Origin of the sequence: Segatella copri, from assembly GCF_019249795.2 — a bacterium.
Taxonomy (GTDB): domain Bacteria; phylum Bacteroidota; class Bacteroidia; order Bacteroidales; family Bacteroidaceae; genus Prevotella; species Prevotella copri_B.
Genome location: NZ_CP156891.1, coordinates 2941061 through 2958868 on the forward strand (window position 1 = coordinate 2941061; position 17808 = coordinate 2958868).

At 48.3% G+C, this 17808-nt stretch carries 13 protein-coding genes and 1 tRNA gene; 12 read left to right on the top strand and 2 right to left on the bottom strand.

Annotated features, from left to right (window positions below):
- Nucleotides 1–157: 157 nt before the first annotated feature.
- Genes KUA48_RS12170 through KUA48_RS12180 form a run of 3 tightly spaced genes read left to right on the top strand, consistent with a single transcriptional unit; the run spans nucleotide 158 to nucleotide 7708 of the window.
- Entirely contained in the window at nucleotides 158–5701 is a 5544-nt protein-coding gene (locus KUA48_RS12170) for an alpha-2-macroglobulin (protein WP_218432348.1), read from the top strand.
- Nucleotides 5702–5742: 41 nt separating this feature from the next.
- Nucleotides 5743–6807, top strand: coding sequence for a DUF1573 domain-containing protein (locus KUA48_RS12175; RefSeq protein WP_153072840.1), 1065 nt, complete (start codon nucleotides 5743–5745; stop codon nucleotides 6805–6807).
- A gap of 13 nt (nucleotides 6808–6820) precedes the next feature.
- On the top strand, nucleotides 6821–7708 hold the full coding sequence (locus tag KUA48_RS12180) for a 4-hydroxy-3-methylbut-2-enyl diphosphate reductase (protein WP_218432382.1): 888 nt from the start codon (nucleotides 6821–6823) through the stop codon (nucleotides 7706–7708).
- 411 nt (nucleotides 7709–8119) lie between these two features.
- Here the strand turns inward: KUA48_RS12180 and cmk are convergent, their stop codons facing one another.
- Both cmk and porQ read right to left on the bottom strand, forming a co-directional pair.
- Nucleotides 8120–8812, bottom strand: a complete 693-nt coding sequence (gene cmk, locus KUA48_RS12185; protein WP_153072842.1) for a (d)CMP kinase — start codon at nucleotides 8810–8812, stop codon at nucleotides 8120–8122.
- A 27-nt stretch (nucleotides 8813–8839) separates the two neighbouring features.
- On the bottom strand, nucleotides 8840–9787 hold the full coding sequence (gene porQ / locus KUA48_RS12190) for a type IX secretion system protein PorQ (RefSeq protein WP_118254204.1): 948 nt from the start codon (nucleotides 9785–9787) through the stop codon (nucleotides 8840–8842).
- Between the two features lie 102 nt (nucleotides 9788–9889).
- Between porQ and KUA48_RS12195 the strand changes: the two genes are divergently transcribed.
- From KUA48_RS12195 to KUA48_RS12235, 9 genes are all read left to right on the top strand, one after another.
- On the top strand, nucleotides 9890–10615 hold the full coding sequence (locus KUA48_RS12195) for an energy transducer TonB (RefSeq protein ID WP_215651867.1): 726 nt from the start codon (nucleotides 9890–9892) through the stop codon (nucleotides 10613–10615).
- A 48-nt stretch (nucleotides 10616–10663) separates the two neighbouring features.
- Entirely contained in the window at nucleotides 10664–11638 is a 975-nt protein-coding gene (locus tag KUA48_RS12200) for a polyprenyl synthetase family protein (RefSeq protein WP_218432346.1), read from the top strand.
- A 12-nt stretch (nucleotides 11639–11650) separates the two neighbouring features.
- Complete coding sequence (locus KUA48_RS12205; protein WP_153087038.1) at nucleotides 11651–12475, top strand: TatD family hydrolase; 825 nt, start codon at nucleotides 11651–11653, stop codon at nucleotides 12473–12475.
- Nucleotides 12476–12660: 185 nt separating this feature from the next.
- Complete coding sequence (locus tag KUA48_RS12210; protein WP_218432344.1) at nucleotides 12661–15198, top strand: beta-N-acetylglucosaminidase domain-containing protein; 2538 nt, start codon at nucleotides 12661–12663, stop codon at nucleotides 15196–15198.
- Between the two features lie 138 nt (nucleotides 15199–15336).
- Nucleotides 15337–15424: transfer RNA gene (locus tag KUA48_RS12215), tRNA-Ser, on the top strand.
- 74 nt (nucleotides 15425–15498) lie between these two features.
- Complete coding sequence (locus KUA48_RS12220; protein WP_118085783.1) at nucleotides 15499–16161, top strand: MotA/TolQ/ExbB proton channel family protein; 663 nt, start codon at nucleotides 15499–15501, stop codon at nucleotides 16159–16161.
- A gap of 12 nt (nucleotides 16162–16173) precedes the next feature.
- Nucleotides 16174–16686 carry a hypothetical protein gene (locus KUA48_RS12225; RefSeq protein ID WP_006847786.1) on the top strand — a complete coding sequence of 171 codons (513 nt, stop codon included), beginning with the start codon at nucleotides 16174–16176 and terminating at the stop codon, nucleotides 16684–16686.
- A gap of 43 nt (nucleotides 16687–16729) precedes the next feature.
- Nucleotides 16730–17344, top strand: a complete 615-nt coding sequence (locus tag KUA48_RS12230) for a biopolymer transporter ExbD (RefSeq protein ID WP_218432333.1) — start codon at nucleotides 16730–16732, stop codon at nucleotides 17342–17344.
- Complete coding sequence (locus KUA48_RS12235; RefSeq protein ID WP_006847784.1) at nucleotides 17341–17805, top strand: biopolymer transporter ExbD; 465 nt, start codon at nucleotides 17341–17343, stop codon at nucleotides 17803–17805. The genes KUA48_RS12230 and KUA48_RS12235 overlap by 4 nt, the downstream gene beginning before the upstream one ends.
- Nucleotides 17806–17808: the final 3 nt, after the last annotated feature.

The following is a 17808-nucleotide window of genomic DNA, read 5'->3' on the forward strand; positions in this document are numbered from 1 at the left end:
GTTTTTTTAATGTTATTTCTTGGTAAAATATACTATTTTGGTGCAAAGATAGTAAAAAGTTTAAGTTTCGGGGTTCGAAAACAGTTTTTTTTTGTATTTTTGCAATGAAAAGTTTGATGATTATCATCATTCTATAAACATTTTATATAGTTGGCTTATGAAAAGAAACATTTTATCACTTCTGATAGCCCTCTTTGCTACGATGCAGGTAGCGGCTCAGACATACGACAACTTGTGGAAGCAAGCTGAAATCAATGCTCAGAAGGCCCAGCCTAAGAGCGAAATCGCGGTGATGAAGAAAATCATCGCCAAGGCTTCTGCGGCTAAAGACTACGGTCAGCTGCTGGCGGCTGAGATGAGGCAGGTGATGCTCTGGAAAGAGATTTCTGCAGACTCACTGACGCCGAATGTGAAGCGGATGGAGGCTGAAGCTTTGAAGACAAATGACCCGATGCTGAAAGCGGTGAGATATGCTGTGCTCGGCAAGGTATATCATGATAATCCGTATGGAATAGAAGTGGATGAGGCTTCTTTGGAACAAAGGGAGGATGCTTCTTATTATCAAAGTCAGCGAAAGGTAAACCTGAAGAAGAGCCAGGATTTCTTCAAAAAAGCGATGGCGCACCCAGAGCTTCTTGCCAAGCATGCTTCTACTGAGTATGTGCCGCTGACTCTAAAAGGGGTGGACGGAAGTTCCTTCAAGAATGATTTGCTGCATCTCATCGGATTCGAGGCAGACAGCAAGGAGGCGTATCTGCAGCTGTACACCTATTATAATAAGGTGGGCAATCGGGGGGCGGCTTGTCTCTGTGCCTATAAGCTCATCGAGAAATACCGCCAGGACGACGTGAGAGAGGTGAAGAAATCGAAGTATCTGCAGACCATCGACTCGCTCATCCAGATTTATCAGGATATTCCGGAGGCAGGCGAACTTGCCGTGGAGCATTTCCGCTTCATGGAAGGTGCTACCGATGCCAAACCGCAGGATAAGCTCAACTATATCAACTATGCGCTGAGCCGCTGGGGTGAATGGTCGAGAATGAACGAACTGAGAAATGCGCAGAAGCGACTTACCGAACCGATGTTCCGGGTGAAGGATATGCCGCAGGTATTGCGACCTGGGGAGAAGGTTTGGGTGCAGCTGGATGTGCGTAATCTCCAGAACCTGAAAATCAGTATCTCCCGCCTCAATATTACGGCAGATAACGATTATAATGCCCAGGATGAGGCTACCTATAAGATGCTCCTGAAGAAGACTACGAAGCTGCATCAGAAGGATTTCAGCCGCAACTACTATGGTCGTCCGGATTACGAAGAGGTGAAGGATTCCATCGAAATCGGTGGCAATCTGCCACTGGGTGCATATCTGATGGAGGTGACTTCGGATAATACCGGCATCGCTCCGCAGCGAGAACTCTTCTATGTCAGCAATCTGGCGGTGATGATCCAGCAGTTGCCTGATGATAAGCATCGCTATGTGGTGGTGAATGCTACCGACGGACAGCCTATCGCCGGGGCGAAGATAGAACTCTACGACCAGCGGTATGATTTCAAGACGAAGAAGGACAAGCGAATAGTTCATGCCCGCTTGACAACAGATGAGAACGGAGAGGCTTACTTCAAAAATGTGGATGGAATGGTGTTGATTTCTACCAACAATGACAAGTTTACGCCAGCCAGGGACATCTATCTTAGCCGTACCCGCTATTATGAGAAGAAGGATAATGAGACTAAATATCAGGTTTATACCGATCGTGCCATCTATCGCCCGGGGCAGAAGGTACATGCCTCAGCCATTTCCTATACTGTCAAGAAGGGGTTGGATGCCAGCGTGCCTGGCAAGAGCATGGAACTGAAGTTTGTCCTGAGTGATGCCAACTGGAAGCAGGTGGCAGAACAGAAGGTTACGACCGATGAATATGGTACGGCTTCGGTAGATTTCGAATTGCCGAAGGAGGGACAGACGGGACTGTATTCCATCTCCGTGAATGGAACGGCAACAAAATATGTAAGAGTGGAGGAATACAAGCGTCCAACCTTCGAGATTACCTTCCCGAAGGTGAACGAGAAATATAACTGGGGCGATACTGTAGTGGTGAAGGCTACAGCCAAGACCTATGCTGGTGTGCCTGTGCAGGGTGCCAAGGTGGAGTATCAGGTGACCCGCAGAAACCAGCTTTGGTGGTGGGGCGCAGGCTCTGCCGGACAGTTGGTAAAGACAGACAGTTGCGTGACTCGTGAGGACGGAACCTTCGACGTAGAGATTCCGCTGGAGGCTTCCTTGTCAGGAAAAGACGAGGCTGATATGAGCGAGTTCATGCGCATCGCCCGTTTCTTCAACTTCGAGGTCTCAGCCATCGTTACCGACATCAGCGGCGAGAGCCACGAGGGCGTGATGAGTCTGCCTCTGGGCACCAAGCCAACCATCCTCACGGTGAATCTTCCTAAGCGTATCGAAACAGACAGTCTGAAGACGGTGACCTTCGCTTACCGCAATGCCAGTGGTATGCCGATTTCTAGTAGGTTGAAATATCGAATTGATAAGGGCGAATGGAAGGATGCCGAGGCGAATGTACCGGTTTCTATCAAGGAATATGCTTCTTCTGCATCATCTGCCTCTTCTTCCCTCGTTTGGAAATCTGGCGTTCATCAGTTGGAGGCAATCTGCGGACAGGACACCCTGCAGCAGAAATTCACCCTTTTCAGCATGAAGGATACCCATCCGGTGGAGCCAACTACCGAATGGTATTATCAGACGGCGAAGACCTTCCCTCGTGATGGCAAGCCTGTCTATATCCAGGTAGGCTCTTCGGAGAACGGAGCACACATCGTATATTCCATCATCGCCGGCAACAAACTGCTGGAGAAGGGCGCCTGGGAGTTGGGCGACAGCATCGTGACTCTGCCTTTCACCTACAAGGAGGAATATGCGTCGGGCATCGTACTGAACTATAGTTTCGTGAAGCAAGGCAAGTGCTATACCCGAATGATGAGCATCGCCCGTCCTTTGCCTGAGAAGAAACTGAATATCGCCTGGAAGACCTTCCGCAACCGTCTGACCCCTGGACAGAAGGAGGAGTGGACGCTGAAGATTACCACCCCTGATGGCAAACCAGCCAAGGCGCAGCTGATGAGCGTACTCTATGACAAGTCGCTCGACCAGATAGCCCCGCATTCCTGGAATCTCTCCCTGGGCTTCTATCAGAGTCTGCCAAACTGCTACTGGAAGCACAACCTCACTTTCCGTTCATCTTACTTGAATGGCGTTTATCCTACCAAGTATTATGACGAGAAGGGACTGGATGTAGATAAGTTTGATGGCAAATTCTTTAGCTATTATGCTTATATGCAAGCGGTGGAGCTGAGCAAGTTGGAACGTTCTCTTGGCGGAACCGTAGAGTCTGTTCGTATAAAGAAAGACGAGCTGGTTCAGGAAGAAGGGAGAGTCATGAAAACTCGTGGGAGTAATATGACCCGTGTTGCAGCGGCTGCTCCATCTGCTAACAAGGTTTTTGATGTAGTAGAGGAGATGCCGCAGTTTGTCGGCGGTTCTGGCTCAGATGCAGGACAGTACCTTGACAAAGTGCAGGTGCGTGAGAATATGAACGAAACCGCCTTCTTCTATCCTGCCTTGGAGAGCGACAACAATGGCAACGTAGCCATCAGGTTTACCCTGCCGGAGAGCGTGACTACCTGGAAGTTCATGGGCTTGGCTCATGACAAGGAGATGCGCAACGGTTTGCTGGTGGATGAGGCTGTGGCTCAGAAGACCGTGATGGTGCAGCCTAACATGCCTCGCTTCCTGCGTGAGGGCGATAAGAGCACCATCGTGGTGAAACTCTTCAATACTTCCGACAAGAAGGTGAGCGGCAACGCCCGTATGCAGATTCTCGACCCGGAGACCAACAAGGTGGTTTGGCAGAAGACGCAGAACTACTGCATCGATGCCGAGGGCTCTGCTACCATCTCCTTTGATGTCCAGGGACTGAAAGAAGGCGTATATATTAATAAGGTGGTGGCTGCCGGTAATGGCTACAGCGATGGTGAACAGCACTATCTGCCGGTTTTGAGCAACCGTGAACTCGTGGTGAACACCCTGCCTATCACCCTGCATCAGAAGGGTGAGCAGAACTTCGACCTGAGCAAACTCTTCCTGAACAAGGAGGGCAAGCAGGCGAAGGGCGCTGAAGAGGCAAAGGTAACCATCGAGTACACCAATAACCCAAGTTGGCTGATGGTGAAGGCGCTGCCAGCCATCAGTAATCCGGATGAGGAGGACGCCATCTCGCTGATGTCTGCCATCTATGCCAATACTATCACAAACCATGTACAGAAGCATCTCTCGCTGGAAAATCTTACTCAGGAGAGCATCCGCCTGCAGAATCAGGTGGAGAAGCTGAAGAAGTTGCAGAACCCTAACGGTTCCTTTTCCTGGTGGAAAGGAATGAAGGGCAGCCGGTATATGACTACATCGGTAGCCGAAATGATGGTTCGATTGAATGACATCGCAGGTGTGCAGAAATCAACCGCCCGGATGCTGACTTCCGCCATCGATTATCTCTCCTGGCAGACAGCACAGGAAGTAAGAGAAATGAAGAAGCAGGAGGAGAAAAAGCAGAAGGTGAATCCTAGCGAACAGGCGCTGCATTATCTCTACATCCTTTCGGTGGATGGCAGAAAGATGAAGCAGAATCTGGAGCAGGATAAGGCTTATCTCTTGGACAAGATGTCGAAGATGACCGGTGATTTCTCCATCTATGGCAAGGCGCGTGCTGCCGTGGTACTCGCCAGAAACAGCCAGCAGAATGCTGCCTATCGCGAGAAGGCTGGCGAATATCTGCAGAGCGTGAACGAATATGCCGTTTACCGCGAGGAGATGGGCCGCTACTACGATACCCGCAAGGCACTCTACAGCTGGAGAAACTATAAGATTCCTACCCAGGTATCCGTGATAGAGGCGATGCAGATGCTGAAGCCGAACGACAAGCAGACCATCGAGGAACTGCAGCGCTGGCTCCTGATGTCGAAACGCACCCAGGTTTGGGATACGCCGGTGAACACCGTGGATGCCGTCTACGCCTTTATGAAGGGCAATGAGAACAACTGGAGCCGGAAGGCTGAGAATGCCGTGCTGAAACTGGACGGCAAGCTGCTGCCGATGCCGCAGGATTCCACTACTTTGGGCTATGTGAAGACCGAAAGACCGGGCAAGGCATCTAAGCTGAGCATCGACAAAAAGAGCGATTATACCAGCTGGGGAGCTGTCTATGCAGAGTTTAAGCAGCCTATCAGCGAAATCGGTTCCATGGAGTCGGGCATCAAGGTGCGCCGTGTCATCGTTCCAGCCGAATCTGAGAGCAAGGGCAATGCGCAGGTAGGCGAGAAGGTGAAGGTAACGCTCATCATCACCGCCGACCGCGACTACGACTTTGTGCAGATTACGGATAAGCGTGCGGCATGCCTGGAGCCGGTTAACCAGTTGAGCGGTTATCAGTGGAGCATAGGCTGCTATGTTTCTCCAAGAGACCATGCAACAAATTTCTATTTCGATCGTTTATCTAAAGGTAAGCACATCGTAGAAATGGAGTATTACGTGGATAGAAAGGGCGACTATCAGAGCGGAACTTGCATCGCTGAGTGTACCTACAGTCCGGAATTTAGTGGCCGCACAGAGACCTATGAATTGAAAGTTAATAATTGATAGTTAAAAGTTTATAGATTGATAATTTAAAATAGAATAGTATGAAACGGATGAATATATGGATGCTCTCAGCGCTGTTGGCGCTGCCTGCATCAGCACAGAAGATTACAACCCAGCACGAGGTGGTAGACTGCGGACAGGTGGTGTTCCACAAGCCTGTTACTGCCGAATTCGTGCTGAAGAATGACGGGCACAAGCCGTTGGTTATCAACAATGTATTGAAAAGCTGCGGATGTACGGAGGTAGATTATCCGAAGACGAGCATAGCTGCCGGCGAAAGTTTCGTCATCAAGGCGGTATACGATGCCAAGCAGATGGGTACTTTCACCAAGCAGGTTTGCCTCTATACCAATGCGGATGAAGAGCCGTTCATCCTCTCTATGAGGGGAAGGGTAGTGGGCAGCGTAGTAGATTTCGCTGGTTCTTACGATGAGATGCTGGGTGTCATCAAGAGTGATGCCCAGGAGGTGGAGTTTGATGACGTGAACCGTGGCGACCGTCCGGTTCAGCGCATTCATATCTTCAATCCTACCGACGAAGTGCTGGAGCCGGTAGTGATGCATCTGCCATCCTATCTTCATGCTTTCGTATCGCCTTCCAAGGTGGCTCCGCGTCATTCTGCCGAAATCAGTTTCGTGCTGGATTCCAAGAAACTGCGCGACCTGGGCTTGAACCAGACATCGGTTTATCTCGGTGAGCGTCCTGGCGATAAGATTGCGCCTGAGAAGGAAATCGTGGTATCAGCCGTTCTTCTTCCTGGTTTCGAAAACATGACTCCAGCCAAGAAGGCACTGGCTCCGAAGATAGAGATGTCTGCCACCGATCTCAATCTGGGTAGTTTCAATGGAAAGAAGAAGCTGAAGGGTGAGATTCTGATTACCAATAAGGGTAAGTCGGAACTGGATATCCGCAGCATGCAGATGTTTACGATGGGCTTGCAGGTGAAACTGAAGAAGAGTAAGATTCAGCCAGGAGAGACCGTTAAGATGAAGGTGACGGCTGTGGCTGCCGACTTGAAGAAATCGCGTGTCAGACACCCTCGTATCCTCATAATTACGAATGACCCTGACCATGCTAAGGTGGTGGTGAAGATTTATGTACAATGATTTAAAAATGAATATCGTGCAGATAGAAATAGATAACGGCAGTGGGTTCTGCTTTGGCGTAACCACTGCCATCAAGAAAGCTGAAGAGGAGTTGGCTAAGGGCGGTAAACTTTACTGCCTGGGCGATATTGTGCATAACGGTATGGAAGTGGAGCGCCTGCATGAAGCGGGACTCATCACGATAGACCATGAGCAGATGGAGGAACTGCAGGGCGTAAAGGTCTTGCTCCGTGCTCATGGTGAACCGCCTGAAACTTATGCCCTTGCTGAGCGAAACAACATTGAAATCATCGATGCTACCTGTCCTGTGGTGCTCCAGTTGCAGCGCCGCATCAAGAAGCAGTATGTCAACAATCCGGAGGCACAGATCGTGATTTTCGGCAAGAACGGGCATGCTGAGGTGCTCGGACTGGTGGGGCAGACGGAGAGTCATGCCATCGTGGTAGAGAAGTTTGAGGATGTGAAGCTGCTGAAGGAAACCGGTCAGCTGGATTTCTCTAAAGATATCTATCTTTACTCCCAGACTACCAAGAGTCTCGATGAGTTCCACCGCATCATCGAATATTGCCAGGAGCATATTGTTGAGGGCGCTGTCTTCAAGAGTTTCGATACCATCTGCCGTCAGGTGGCTAACCGCATGCCTAACATCGCTGCCTTTGCCAGCAAGCATGATGTCATCCTCTTTGTGAGTGGCAGAAAGAGTTCGAACGGCAAGGTGCTTTTCAAGGAATGCAAGAGCGTGAATGCCAACAGCTACCAGATAGAAAGTGCTGACGAAATAGATATGAACTGGTTCAAGGATGTGGAAACGGTAGGTATCTGTGGTGCTACCAGTACGCCGAAGTGGCTGATGGAAGAGTGCAAGGATAAGATTATCAAGGAAAACTCTGCTCTTTTGTAATAAGAGTTAAAATATTGATTATCAGCTACTTGATATACTTGGTACGGTGTTTCACCGTATATGGGTAGAGGATAGTTTTATCGTTGGTTGAAAAACTTAATATATTGGTTATTAATCAGTTAATCCATTTGGTGTCGTGTTTCACGACGTCAAGTGGGTTTATCTTTTATAAACTGTCTGAAAATAAAACAGGTGATAAATCTTCTCCCGAAGACCTATCACCTTCAAAAAACAGTAATTAACTCAAAATTTATAATCTATATCATTACTACCTTGTTAATATGGTTGCAAAGATACTAAATTGGAGTTTTTTTTTCCAAATCTTTTCATCGAATAAAATAAATTTATCGGCAAAAGTAGCATATTTAACGTATTTTTGCATTAATAACCCGGCAGTCTCTTCTCTGTAGCTTATTCTGCTATTGCTTTTTGATATTGTTCCATCAGCCATGCCTTCTGTTCAGAAATGGTCATGTTGCTGTTGTCGAGCGTGATGGCATCATCTGCTTTTCTGAGTGGGGAAGTCTCGCGGTGGCTATCGATATAGTCGCGCTCCTCTACATTCTTCAGAATCGCATCGAAGTCGGCTGGCATTCCTTTCTCCTTCAGTTCATCGAAACGGCGCTGTGCTCTCACCTGTGAACTGGCTGTTACGAAAATCTTCAGTTCGGCATTAGGGAACACGGTGGTACCTATATCGCGACCATCCATCACGATACCCTTGTCTTCGCCCATCTTCTGCTGCAGTTCTACCAGCGCCTCTCTGACGAAAGGAACGGCGGCAATCGGACTAACGTGGTTGGAAACCTCTAACGAACGGATTTCCTTTTCTACCAGTTCGCCGTTCAGATAGCAGTCTGGGCGACCGGTTGTTGCATTAAACTTGAATGAGATGCTGATGTTCTTCATCTCCTTCTGCAGTTCTTCAGTCTTTACGGCTCCATCTGCTTCGAAGAGCTGATGACGCAGCGCATAGAGGGTTACCGAGCGGTACATGGCGCCCGTATCTACATAAACATAACCTATTTCCTTGGCAAGATCCTTTGCCATCGTACTCTTACCGCAAGAAGAGTATCCGTCTATTGCTATTGTTATTTTCTTCATAATTTCGAACTAACTTTAATGTATAATTTATAATCTGTAACTTACGTTCAGCATGAGACTGTTGCTACTGACGTGATATTTGCCGTAGGCAACGTTCAGATGGAAGCGCTCCAGGTTAATACCGCCACCCACAGAGAAACCGGCTCCATGACTGCTTTCCTCATCTTCTGAGGTGCTGATTTTCATCTCGTTGGCTCTCCGGAAGTTGTAGCCGGCACCTATCCACAGGCTCTCCGAAAGCAGAATGTCGGCACCTACTACGGCATGATCACGAAGACTGCTGTCCCAATGGTTCAGGTTGACCAGTGTGGCTGATACCCTGAACGGTGCGTTGGCGAAGCGTTTCGTCACACCCAACTGCAGGTCGATCGGCATCTTCTCATATTCATTGTCGTAAGCTTTCAGCTGTCCACCCAGATTCTTTGCCGCACATGAAACCGACCATTCCGTTTCCGGGTCGTAATAGTTGATGCCCAGATCCACTCCCACAGCGATAGAATTGTAATCGCCAATATACGAAGTGATGAATTTGGCGGCAATACCACCCGCAAACTTTTCACCGAGCATATAAGAGAAGTAACCCGCAACGGCAATGTCCTTTGCCGAGAACTCACCCATCTGGATGTTGTTCTCATCCGTCTCTTTCATCTTGCCGTAGTCAACAAGCTGAGCCGAAACAGCCCACGAAGCCTTGTCGTTGACAATACGGTTGAAACTAGCCGAGGCAGTGTTCACCCCCGACATATAGTTCATATAATTGAGATTGACCGTCTTGTCGTTTACTGATGACAGGAGAGCCGGATTATGGAATATGAGTGCCTCATCATCTTCTATCAAGGTGATGTTGTCGCCACCCAGAGCAGCTGCATGGGCACTCACCGGCAAGCGAAGGAAATTATACCCCGTTTGGCTCTCTTGAGCATCAATAATTGTCGCAAAAAGCGTCAATATTGCGGAAATTACATATTTTTTCATTTAAATTTTCTAATTCTTTGGCAAAGATACTGCTTTTTTCAATAATAAGAAGTAATTTTGCAATGTTTTCGTAGGAAATAACGATTTTAAACGGTTTTTATTGTGGAAATTAAGAAATCAAATAGCGCACAACTGGAAGATAAGCGGGTTACATTTTTTCTGCTGGGGTTGCTGCTGGCTTTTACTTTCATCTTCGTAGGACTCCAATATCAGAGAGGTCAGCAGGGAGATGATGACTTGTCGGAATCGATGGAAGATCTCTCACAGGATCTGGAAATGTCGGCTCGTCCCGACCAGAAAGATATGGTGAGTGCAGAGGCTGTTTCGGCTCCTGCTTCTAAGTCAATTACCCAGGAAGTGAAGGCTGCCGAGCAACAGACTCAGAAGGCACCGCAGAAAATCAGTTCTACAACCAGCGAACTGGTTATCGGCGACGGCTCGGGTGTAGTGGATGGATCTGAGGTGAAGGAAGCGGTTCCTGAAACTCCCATTGAGAATCCGGGAGCTGAGGCTCCTATCAAACTGACCGTCGTGCAGAAGATACCGCAGTTTCCTGGTGGCTGGTCTGCCTTCATGCAGTGGCTTACCAAGAACCTGAAGTACCCTGTAGCTGCTCAGAAGAGTAAGATTCAGGGAACCGTAGTGGTATCCTTTATCGTAAACAAGGATGGAAGTGTTGCCAATATCAAGGTAAGCACTTCGGTAGATCCATTGCTCGACAACGAGGCTTTGAGGGTGATGAAGATGATGCCGAAGTGGAAACCGGGCATCGATAAAGGCAAGGTCTGTCGCACGATGATTGCCATCCCGGTAGTGTTCCAGCTATAAATTATAAATTGTTCATTGTAAATTATACATTATAAATTATACATTATTATGAAGACAGCAGATGAAATTTTAAGCATGGTAAATGAGTTTCTGGCTAATTTGCCTTACGAAAGAAAGCCAAAGTCTCTTTATGAGCCTATCAGATACGTTCTTTCTATGGGTGGCAAGCGTATTCGTCCTACGCTCATGCTTCTGGGCTACAATCTTTTCAAGGACAATCCTGAGAAGATTCTGATGAATGCCGTTGCCCTGGAAACTTATCATAACTATACTTTGCTGCATGATGACCTGATGGACAATGCTGATTTGCGTCGCGGTCATGAAACGGTTCATAAGAAATGGGATGCCAATACGGCAATCCTTTCGGGCGACAGCATGCTCGTTCTGGCTTATGAGCGTATGGCTCAATGTGATGAAAAGCATCTTGCCAAGGTGTTGAAACTCTTTACTTCCACTGCCCTGGAAATTGGTGAAGGTCAGCAGTTTGATATGGAGTTTGAAAACCGTAATGATGTGAAGGAGGAGGAATATATCGAGATGATCCGCCTCAAGACCAGCATACTCCTGGCTTGTGCCTTGAAGATGGGTGCAATCCTTGCCGATGCTTCTGATGAGGATGCAGAGAACCTGTATAAGTTTGGCGAGCAGATCGGATTGGCGTTCCAGTTGCAGGATGATTACCTCGATGTTTACGGCGATACCAAGGTGTTCGGTAAGGAGATTGGTGGCGATATCACATCTAACAAGAAGACTTACATGCTCATCAATGCCTTCAACCATGCCAACGACGCTCAGCGTGCAGAACTCCAGAAATGGGTGGATGCCGAGGAGTTCGACCGCAAGGAGAAGGTGGCTGCCGTTACCCGTCTATACAACGAGATTGGTATCGACAAAATGGCGCAGGATAAGATAGCTTATTATTTCGAGCAGAGCAAGAAGTATCTGGATGCCGTGAATGTGCCTGCTGAGCGTAAGGAGGAATTGGCAAAGTATGCTCAGAAAATGATGAAGCGACAGTACTAATTTCAAAGTTCAATGTTCAAAGTAATAGATACACATACGCATTTTGATGCGGAAGAATTTGATGAGGATAGGGCGGAGGCTTTCGCCCGAGCTAAAGAAGCGGGGGTAGGTAAGGTGTTCCTGCCTGCCATCGATGTGAAGACTACGCACGCTGTGCTGGCTCTGAGCCGGGAATATCCGGGCTACGCCTATCCTATGATTGGCTTGCATCCTGAAGAGGTGAAGGAAGACTGGAAGGAGCAGCTGGCTGAACTCCGGAAGATACTGGAGGAGCATCGCATGACGGGAAATGCTGGGCAGACGGCTGATTCTCCACTGATTTCTGACTTTATCGCTGTGGGCGAGGTAGGACTGGATTATTACTGGAGCCGTGAGTTCGAGCATGAGCAGCTGGAGGCTTTTGAGGAACAGGTGAAGTGGGCGATAGAGACCCGCTTGCCATTGATGATTCATTGCCGCAAGGCACAGAACGAGATGGTGCATCTGCTCAGACAGTATCAGAAAGACCTGCCGGGCGGCGTGTTCCATTGCTTTACCGGCAATCAGAAGGAGGCAGAGGAACTCCTCTCGTTCGATAACTTCGTGCTGGGCATCGGTGGAGTTTCTACCTTCAAGAGCAGTCATCTGCGTGAAGACCTCCCTGCCGTGGTTCCGATGAACCGCATTGTTTTGGAAACCGACTCTCCATACATGGCTCCCGTTCCATATCGCGGAAAGCGCAATGAGAGCGCCTTCGTGGTAGAAGTACTTAAAACCTTGGCAAAAGCCTACAACGTGAGCGAAGAAAAGTTTGCAGAACAGACGAATAAAAATGTAGAAAGTGTCTTTCACTTCTAGGGAAATGCCCCACACGCCCTGAAGACTCAAAGCTCTAGAAGCAGCACGCCCTGAAAGGGCAGAAGCTCCTAGCCCAGGGCAACACCCTGGGTTATAATGGCAATCAGCAAAGCGCCCTGTAAGGGCAAAAGCTTTTGTAAATATATAAAATTTAATAAAAATAAATCCTAAACCAACTATTCATTATGACTAGAAAAATGTTGATGGCAGCCCTCCTGATGGCTGCATTTGCACAGGGCACTCAGGCACAAGACCTGAGCGGCCAGCGTTCTGAAAAGCAGGACGTAAACATGATTCCGGGTAAGAAACTGGATCATCACGGACTCATCGTGAGCCCTACACCACATCTCCTGAATGTGGATGCTGCTAACCGACTCGACCTGCAGAAGGGTGTCAAGGTAATCGACAAGAAAGGTAAGTTTGCGGATGATGTGAAGTTCCTGACCGCTAACGCCAAGGGCATTCGCCTGACCATCGATTTCGGTGAAAAACTTGCAGCTAAGGCTGGTGTGAAGCCGGTATCGGGTGCTTACAGCCTGAAGGCTGATGCCAAGGGTATCCAGATTGTGGGATACGACGAGCGTGGTGCATTCTATGGCTTGCAGACCTTGCGCCAGATTGTAAACAGCGAGATGGCTAAGGGCCAGATGCCTTATACCACTTGCAACGACTACCCTGATCTTCCAAACCGTGGTGTGGTAGAGGGCTTCTATGGTGAGCCTTGGTCTCATCAGGTGCGTCTTTCCCTCATCGACTATTATGGAAAGAACAAGATGAACACCTATCTCTATGGTCCAAAGGATGATCCTTATCACAGCTGCCCTAACTGGCGCTTGCCTTATCCAGAGAAAGAGGCTAAGAACATCAGCGAACTCGTACAGGCTTGCCGTCGCAACCGTGTAGATTTCGTATGGGCTATCCATCCAGGACAGGATATCAAGTGGAACGAGGAAGACTATCAGAACCTGGTTCACAAGCTCGACTTGATGTACGACCTCGGTGTGCGTTCTTTCGCCATCTTCTTTGATGATATTTCCGGCGAGGGTGCCAACCCAGTCAAGCAGTCTGAACTCTTGAACCGCCTGACTAAGGAGTTTGTGAAGGCTAAGGGTGATGTGACTCCGCTTGTGATGTGTCCTACCGATTATACCCGTCTCTGGGCGAATCCAAAACCAACCGGTTCTCTGGCTATCTTCGGTAATACCCTCGATCCATCTATCAATGTATTCTGGACAGGTGATGTGGTATGTAGCGACTTGACCCGCGAGACGCTCGACTGGGTGAACTCCCGTATCAAGCGTCCTGCTTACTACTGGTGGAACTTCCCTGTAACCGATTATGCACGCCATATCATCATGCAGGGTCCTACCTATGGTTTACAGACCGACCTGACCAACAAGGATCTCTGCGGTTTCGTGAGCAACCCGATGGAGCATGGAGAGGCTTCCAAGCTGGCTCTCTATGGTGTAGCCGATTATACCTGGAATATCGCCAACTATAATCCGCTCGACAACTGGGAGCGTGGTCTGGTAGATCTTACTCCAGAGGCACACGAGGCTTATCGCACCTTCGCCATGCACTCATGCGATACAGAAACCGGTTATCGCCGTATCGAATCCTGGGAAACCAAGAGCTTCCGCATCGACAACTTTACAGATGCTGAGTTCAATGCCCTGCAGAGCGAGTTTGTAAGAGTGAAGAATGCACCTGCTCAGATGGAGGCAAACTGCAAGAATGCCCTGCTGATGAAGGAACTCCGCCCATGGCTCACAGAGTTTGGCAAGTTGGGCGACCGTGGCTTGAAGACCATGCAGCTCATCAAGGAATACAAGGCTGGTAATGACCAGGCATTCTGGGATGGCTATGTCAACAACCGTATGAGCAAGGAAGATGTGGCTGCTTACGAGAAGCATAAGTCTGGAACCATGGTATTGCAGCCATTCTATGAGCAGTCTATGGATGATATGGCTTCTGGTTTCTTCAAGAAGTTGACTGGCAAGGTGCCTGCCTTCTATAAGGGTATCGGTACTTACGCCACCTTGAGAACTACCCAGAGCAAGGCGATGTTTGACAATGATTCTACTACCTATTATACATCAGGTAATGGTCAGAACACTGGCGACTGGATTGGTGCAGACTTAGGTTGTGTTCGTTCTGTTTCTGAGGTAAGAATCCTTCAGGGTCGTAACTCTGTAGATGATGTGGATTACTTCGACAACACCGTTTTGGAGTATTCTCTTGACAAGAAGGAGTGGAAGGCGCTGACCGGTGAGTTGAAGAAGCAGTATATCATCAACTGGAAGACCGATTCTCCTGTTGAGGCTCGTTATATCCGCATCAAGAAGTTGAAGTCTGACAAGCGCAACTGGGCTGCAGTTCGTACCTTCGAGGTGAACCCAACTACTCCAGAGCATTTGAGCTTCCCTGTTGAGGCAGGCAATCTGCAGGCAGCGATGTATGGTTTCGATGAGAACCCTTGCACCTCATTCACCAACGAGGGCACCCTTACCATGGGTGTAGAGAAGGATGTAAAGGGTTACACCCTGCTGTTGAAGTTGGCTCCAGGCAAATCATTGGTATGTCGCCAGCTGAATGCCAAGGGCAAGGTTTTGGCAACCATCAACATCGACCAGTCATTCTGCAAGATAGAATTGGTGAAGAAGGCTGCCAAGCTTCAGCTGGATGGTTCAGCCGAAATCTTCGAGATCATTCCTGAAAAATAGAATTTACACTATACCGCTAGGCGTCTACCGCTAGACGCCTAGCGGGTTTACGCTCTTGTATTTTCGTTAAAGAAATGTAAAAAGCAAACGAATATGTGGCTTTTCGAATAAAAAGTGATAATTTTGTACTCCGAAACTGGAAAGGTGCTCGAGTGGCTGAAGAGGCACGCCTGGAAAGCGTGTATTCCCCTAAAGGGAATCGGGGGTTCGAATCCCCCTCTTTCCGCTTTTATATATATAATAAAGTATATGAAGAAAAATACAGCTATTGCACGTTTTGCAATATTGGTTTTCACATGGATGTGTTCTCTGCCTATGATGGCTCAAGAAGAGAACATGGGATTTCATCAAGCTCTTAAGACAAAGTTTATAGAGGGTAATGCGGGATTTATGTCTCTCGTTGCCATCGCCCTCATCGTGGGTATGGCTTTCTGTATCGAGCGCATCATCTATCTGAGTCTCTCTGAAATCAACGCCAAGAAGTTGATGCAGGATATCGACCAGAAGGTGGCGGCGGGAGATGTGGAAGGGGCTAAGACGCTCTGCCGGAATACCCGCGGGCCGGTGGCTTCTATCTGCTACCAGGGTTTGATGCATATCAGCGAGAGTCTTGATGACATCGAGCGCTCGGTAAGCGGATATGGTACCGTTCAGGCGGCTAACCTGGAGAAGGGCTGTTCCTGGATCAAACTCTTTATCGCTATGGCGCCATCGCTCGGATTCCTCGGAACCGTGATCGGTATGGTCATGTCGTTCGACCAGATTCAGCAGGCGGGCGATATCAGTCCTACTATCGTGGCTTCGGGTATGAAAGTGGCGCTCATCACTACCATCTTCGGTATCATCGTAGCCCTTATCCTTCAGGTTTTCTATAACTACATCCTTTCTAAGGTGGAGCACCTGACAAGCCAGATGGAGGAGTCGGCGGTTACTTTAATGGATATTATTGCCAAGAATAAATAAACGAAGAGCGAAATGGTTAAATTTCAATTTTCAAAGCAGAAGACGAAGTCGGCCGAAAAGATATCGCAGCAGGTGTTCTATATCATGATAGGACTGGCGGTGCTGGTTTTCGGTCTGTTCTTTTTGGTAGGCTACGATTTGCCTTTCGAAGAGAACCCCGACTTTAATGCGCCTCTCTTTACCGATGTGCTCATCCTGCTGATGTGGCTCTTCCTGATAGGAGGTACAGGTCTGGCAGTCTTTTCGATGATCAGAGATTATCGCAGCAGCAAGTCGGAGGCTGTAGTGAATGGCATTCCCGTGCGTCGCATCTTCCGCATCACATGGATCGGAACTTTGGCAGTTTTGCTGCTTACCTTCTTTTTGGGCGGTTCTGCTCCGATGCTCATCAATGGCGAGAATTATGCCGACTGGCTCTGGCTCAAGCTTTCAGATATGTTTGTCATCACATCGCTCCTGATGCTGGTGGCAGGAATCGGTGCCGTCTGTTTCGGTGCCACACGTTATATTCGGAAGAAAAACTAAAGTGAGTGCTTTGGGCTCTCTATTCTATAAATAAGGATTAAATATGCTGATTAGAAGGAAGCAACACGAAACCCCGGGACTGAATACCACATCTACAGCCGACATCTCGTTCATGCTGTTGATATTCTTCCTTGTCACCACATCAATGGATGTGGATAAGGGACTGTTGCGCCAACTCCCTTCACCTGAACCGCAGAAGAAGGAACAGCAGTCGGTGGTAGACAAGGCTAACCTCATGGCGCTGCGCCTGACGGCTGGCGATACGCTTTTGGTCAACGGTAAGCCGATGCAGGTGAGCCAGCTCAAGGAAGAAACCATCCGCTTTGTACACCGCCTGGGCAAGAAACATCTCATCTCTATTGAGAGTGACCGCGATGCCGACTATAATCTCTATTTCCAGATGCAGAATCAGCTGATGGAAGCATATAGCCAGCTACGCAACGAAACAGCCCAGAAGAAATATCACAGGGATTATGCCCTCTTGAACAATGACCAGAAAGAACAGGTGCGCAACATCTGTCCGCAGCGCATCACAGAGTCGTATGCCAACGCAATGACTCAAACCGACCAGCGTGTTGATGCCAATGCTGAAGAAAAGCAAGGGGAAGAAAATTCGGCAGAAACAGCTACTGAACAGCAGAAAGGAGGTAAACAATGATGAATTTTCATAAGAAATCGCATGAAGTGCCAGGGTTGAATACATCTTCTCTGCCAGACCTCATTTTCTCCGTACTGTTCTTCTTTATGATTGTTACCCACATGCGCCAGGTTACCTTGAAGGTAGACTGCCGTTTGCCACAAGGCAAGGAACTCACCCGCCTGACCAAGAAATCGGCGGTGAGCCATATTTATATAGGTAAGCCAACCAAAGAGATGCAGGCAAAGTATGGTACCGGTACCCAGATTCAGTTGAATGATAAGTTTGCTTCGGCTCCCGAAGTGATGGATTACATTTCGGCAGAAAAGAAGCGTATGTCGCCGGAAGACCAAAAGCTGATGACTGTATCAATCAAAGCAGATCAGGAAACCAAGATGGGTGTGATAACCGACGTAAAGCAGGCTTTGCGCCAGGCAAAAGCACTAAAAATCAGTTATTCTGCCACAGAAAAAGGAAAATAATAT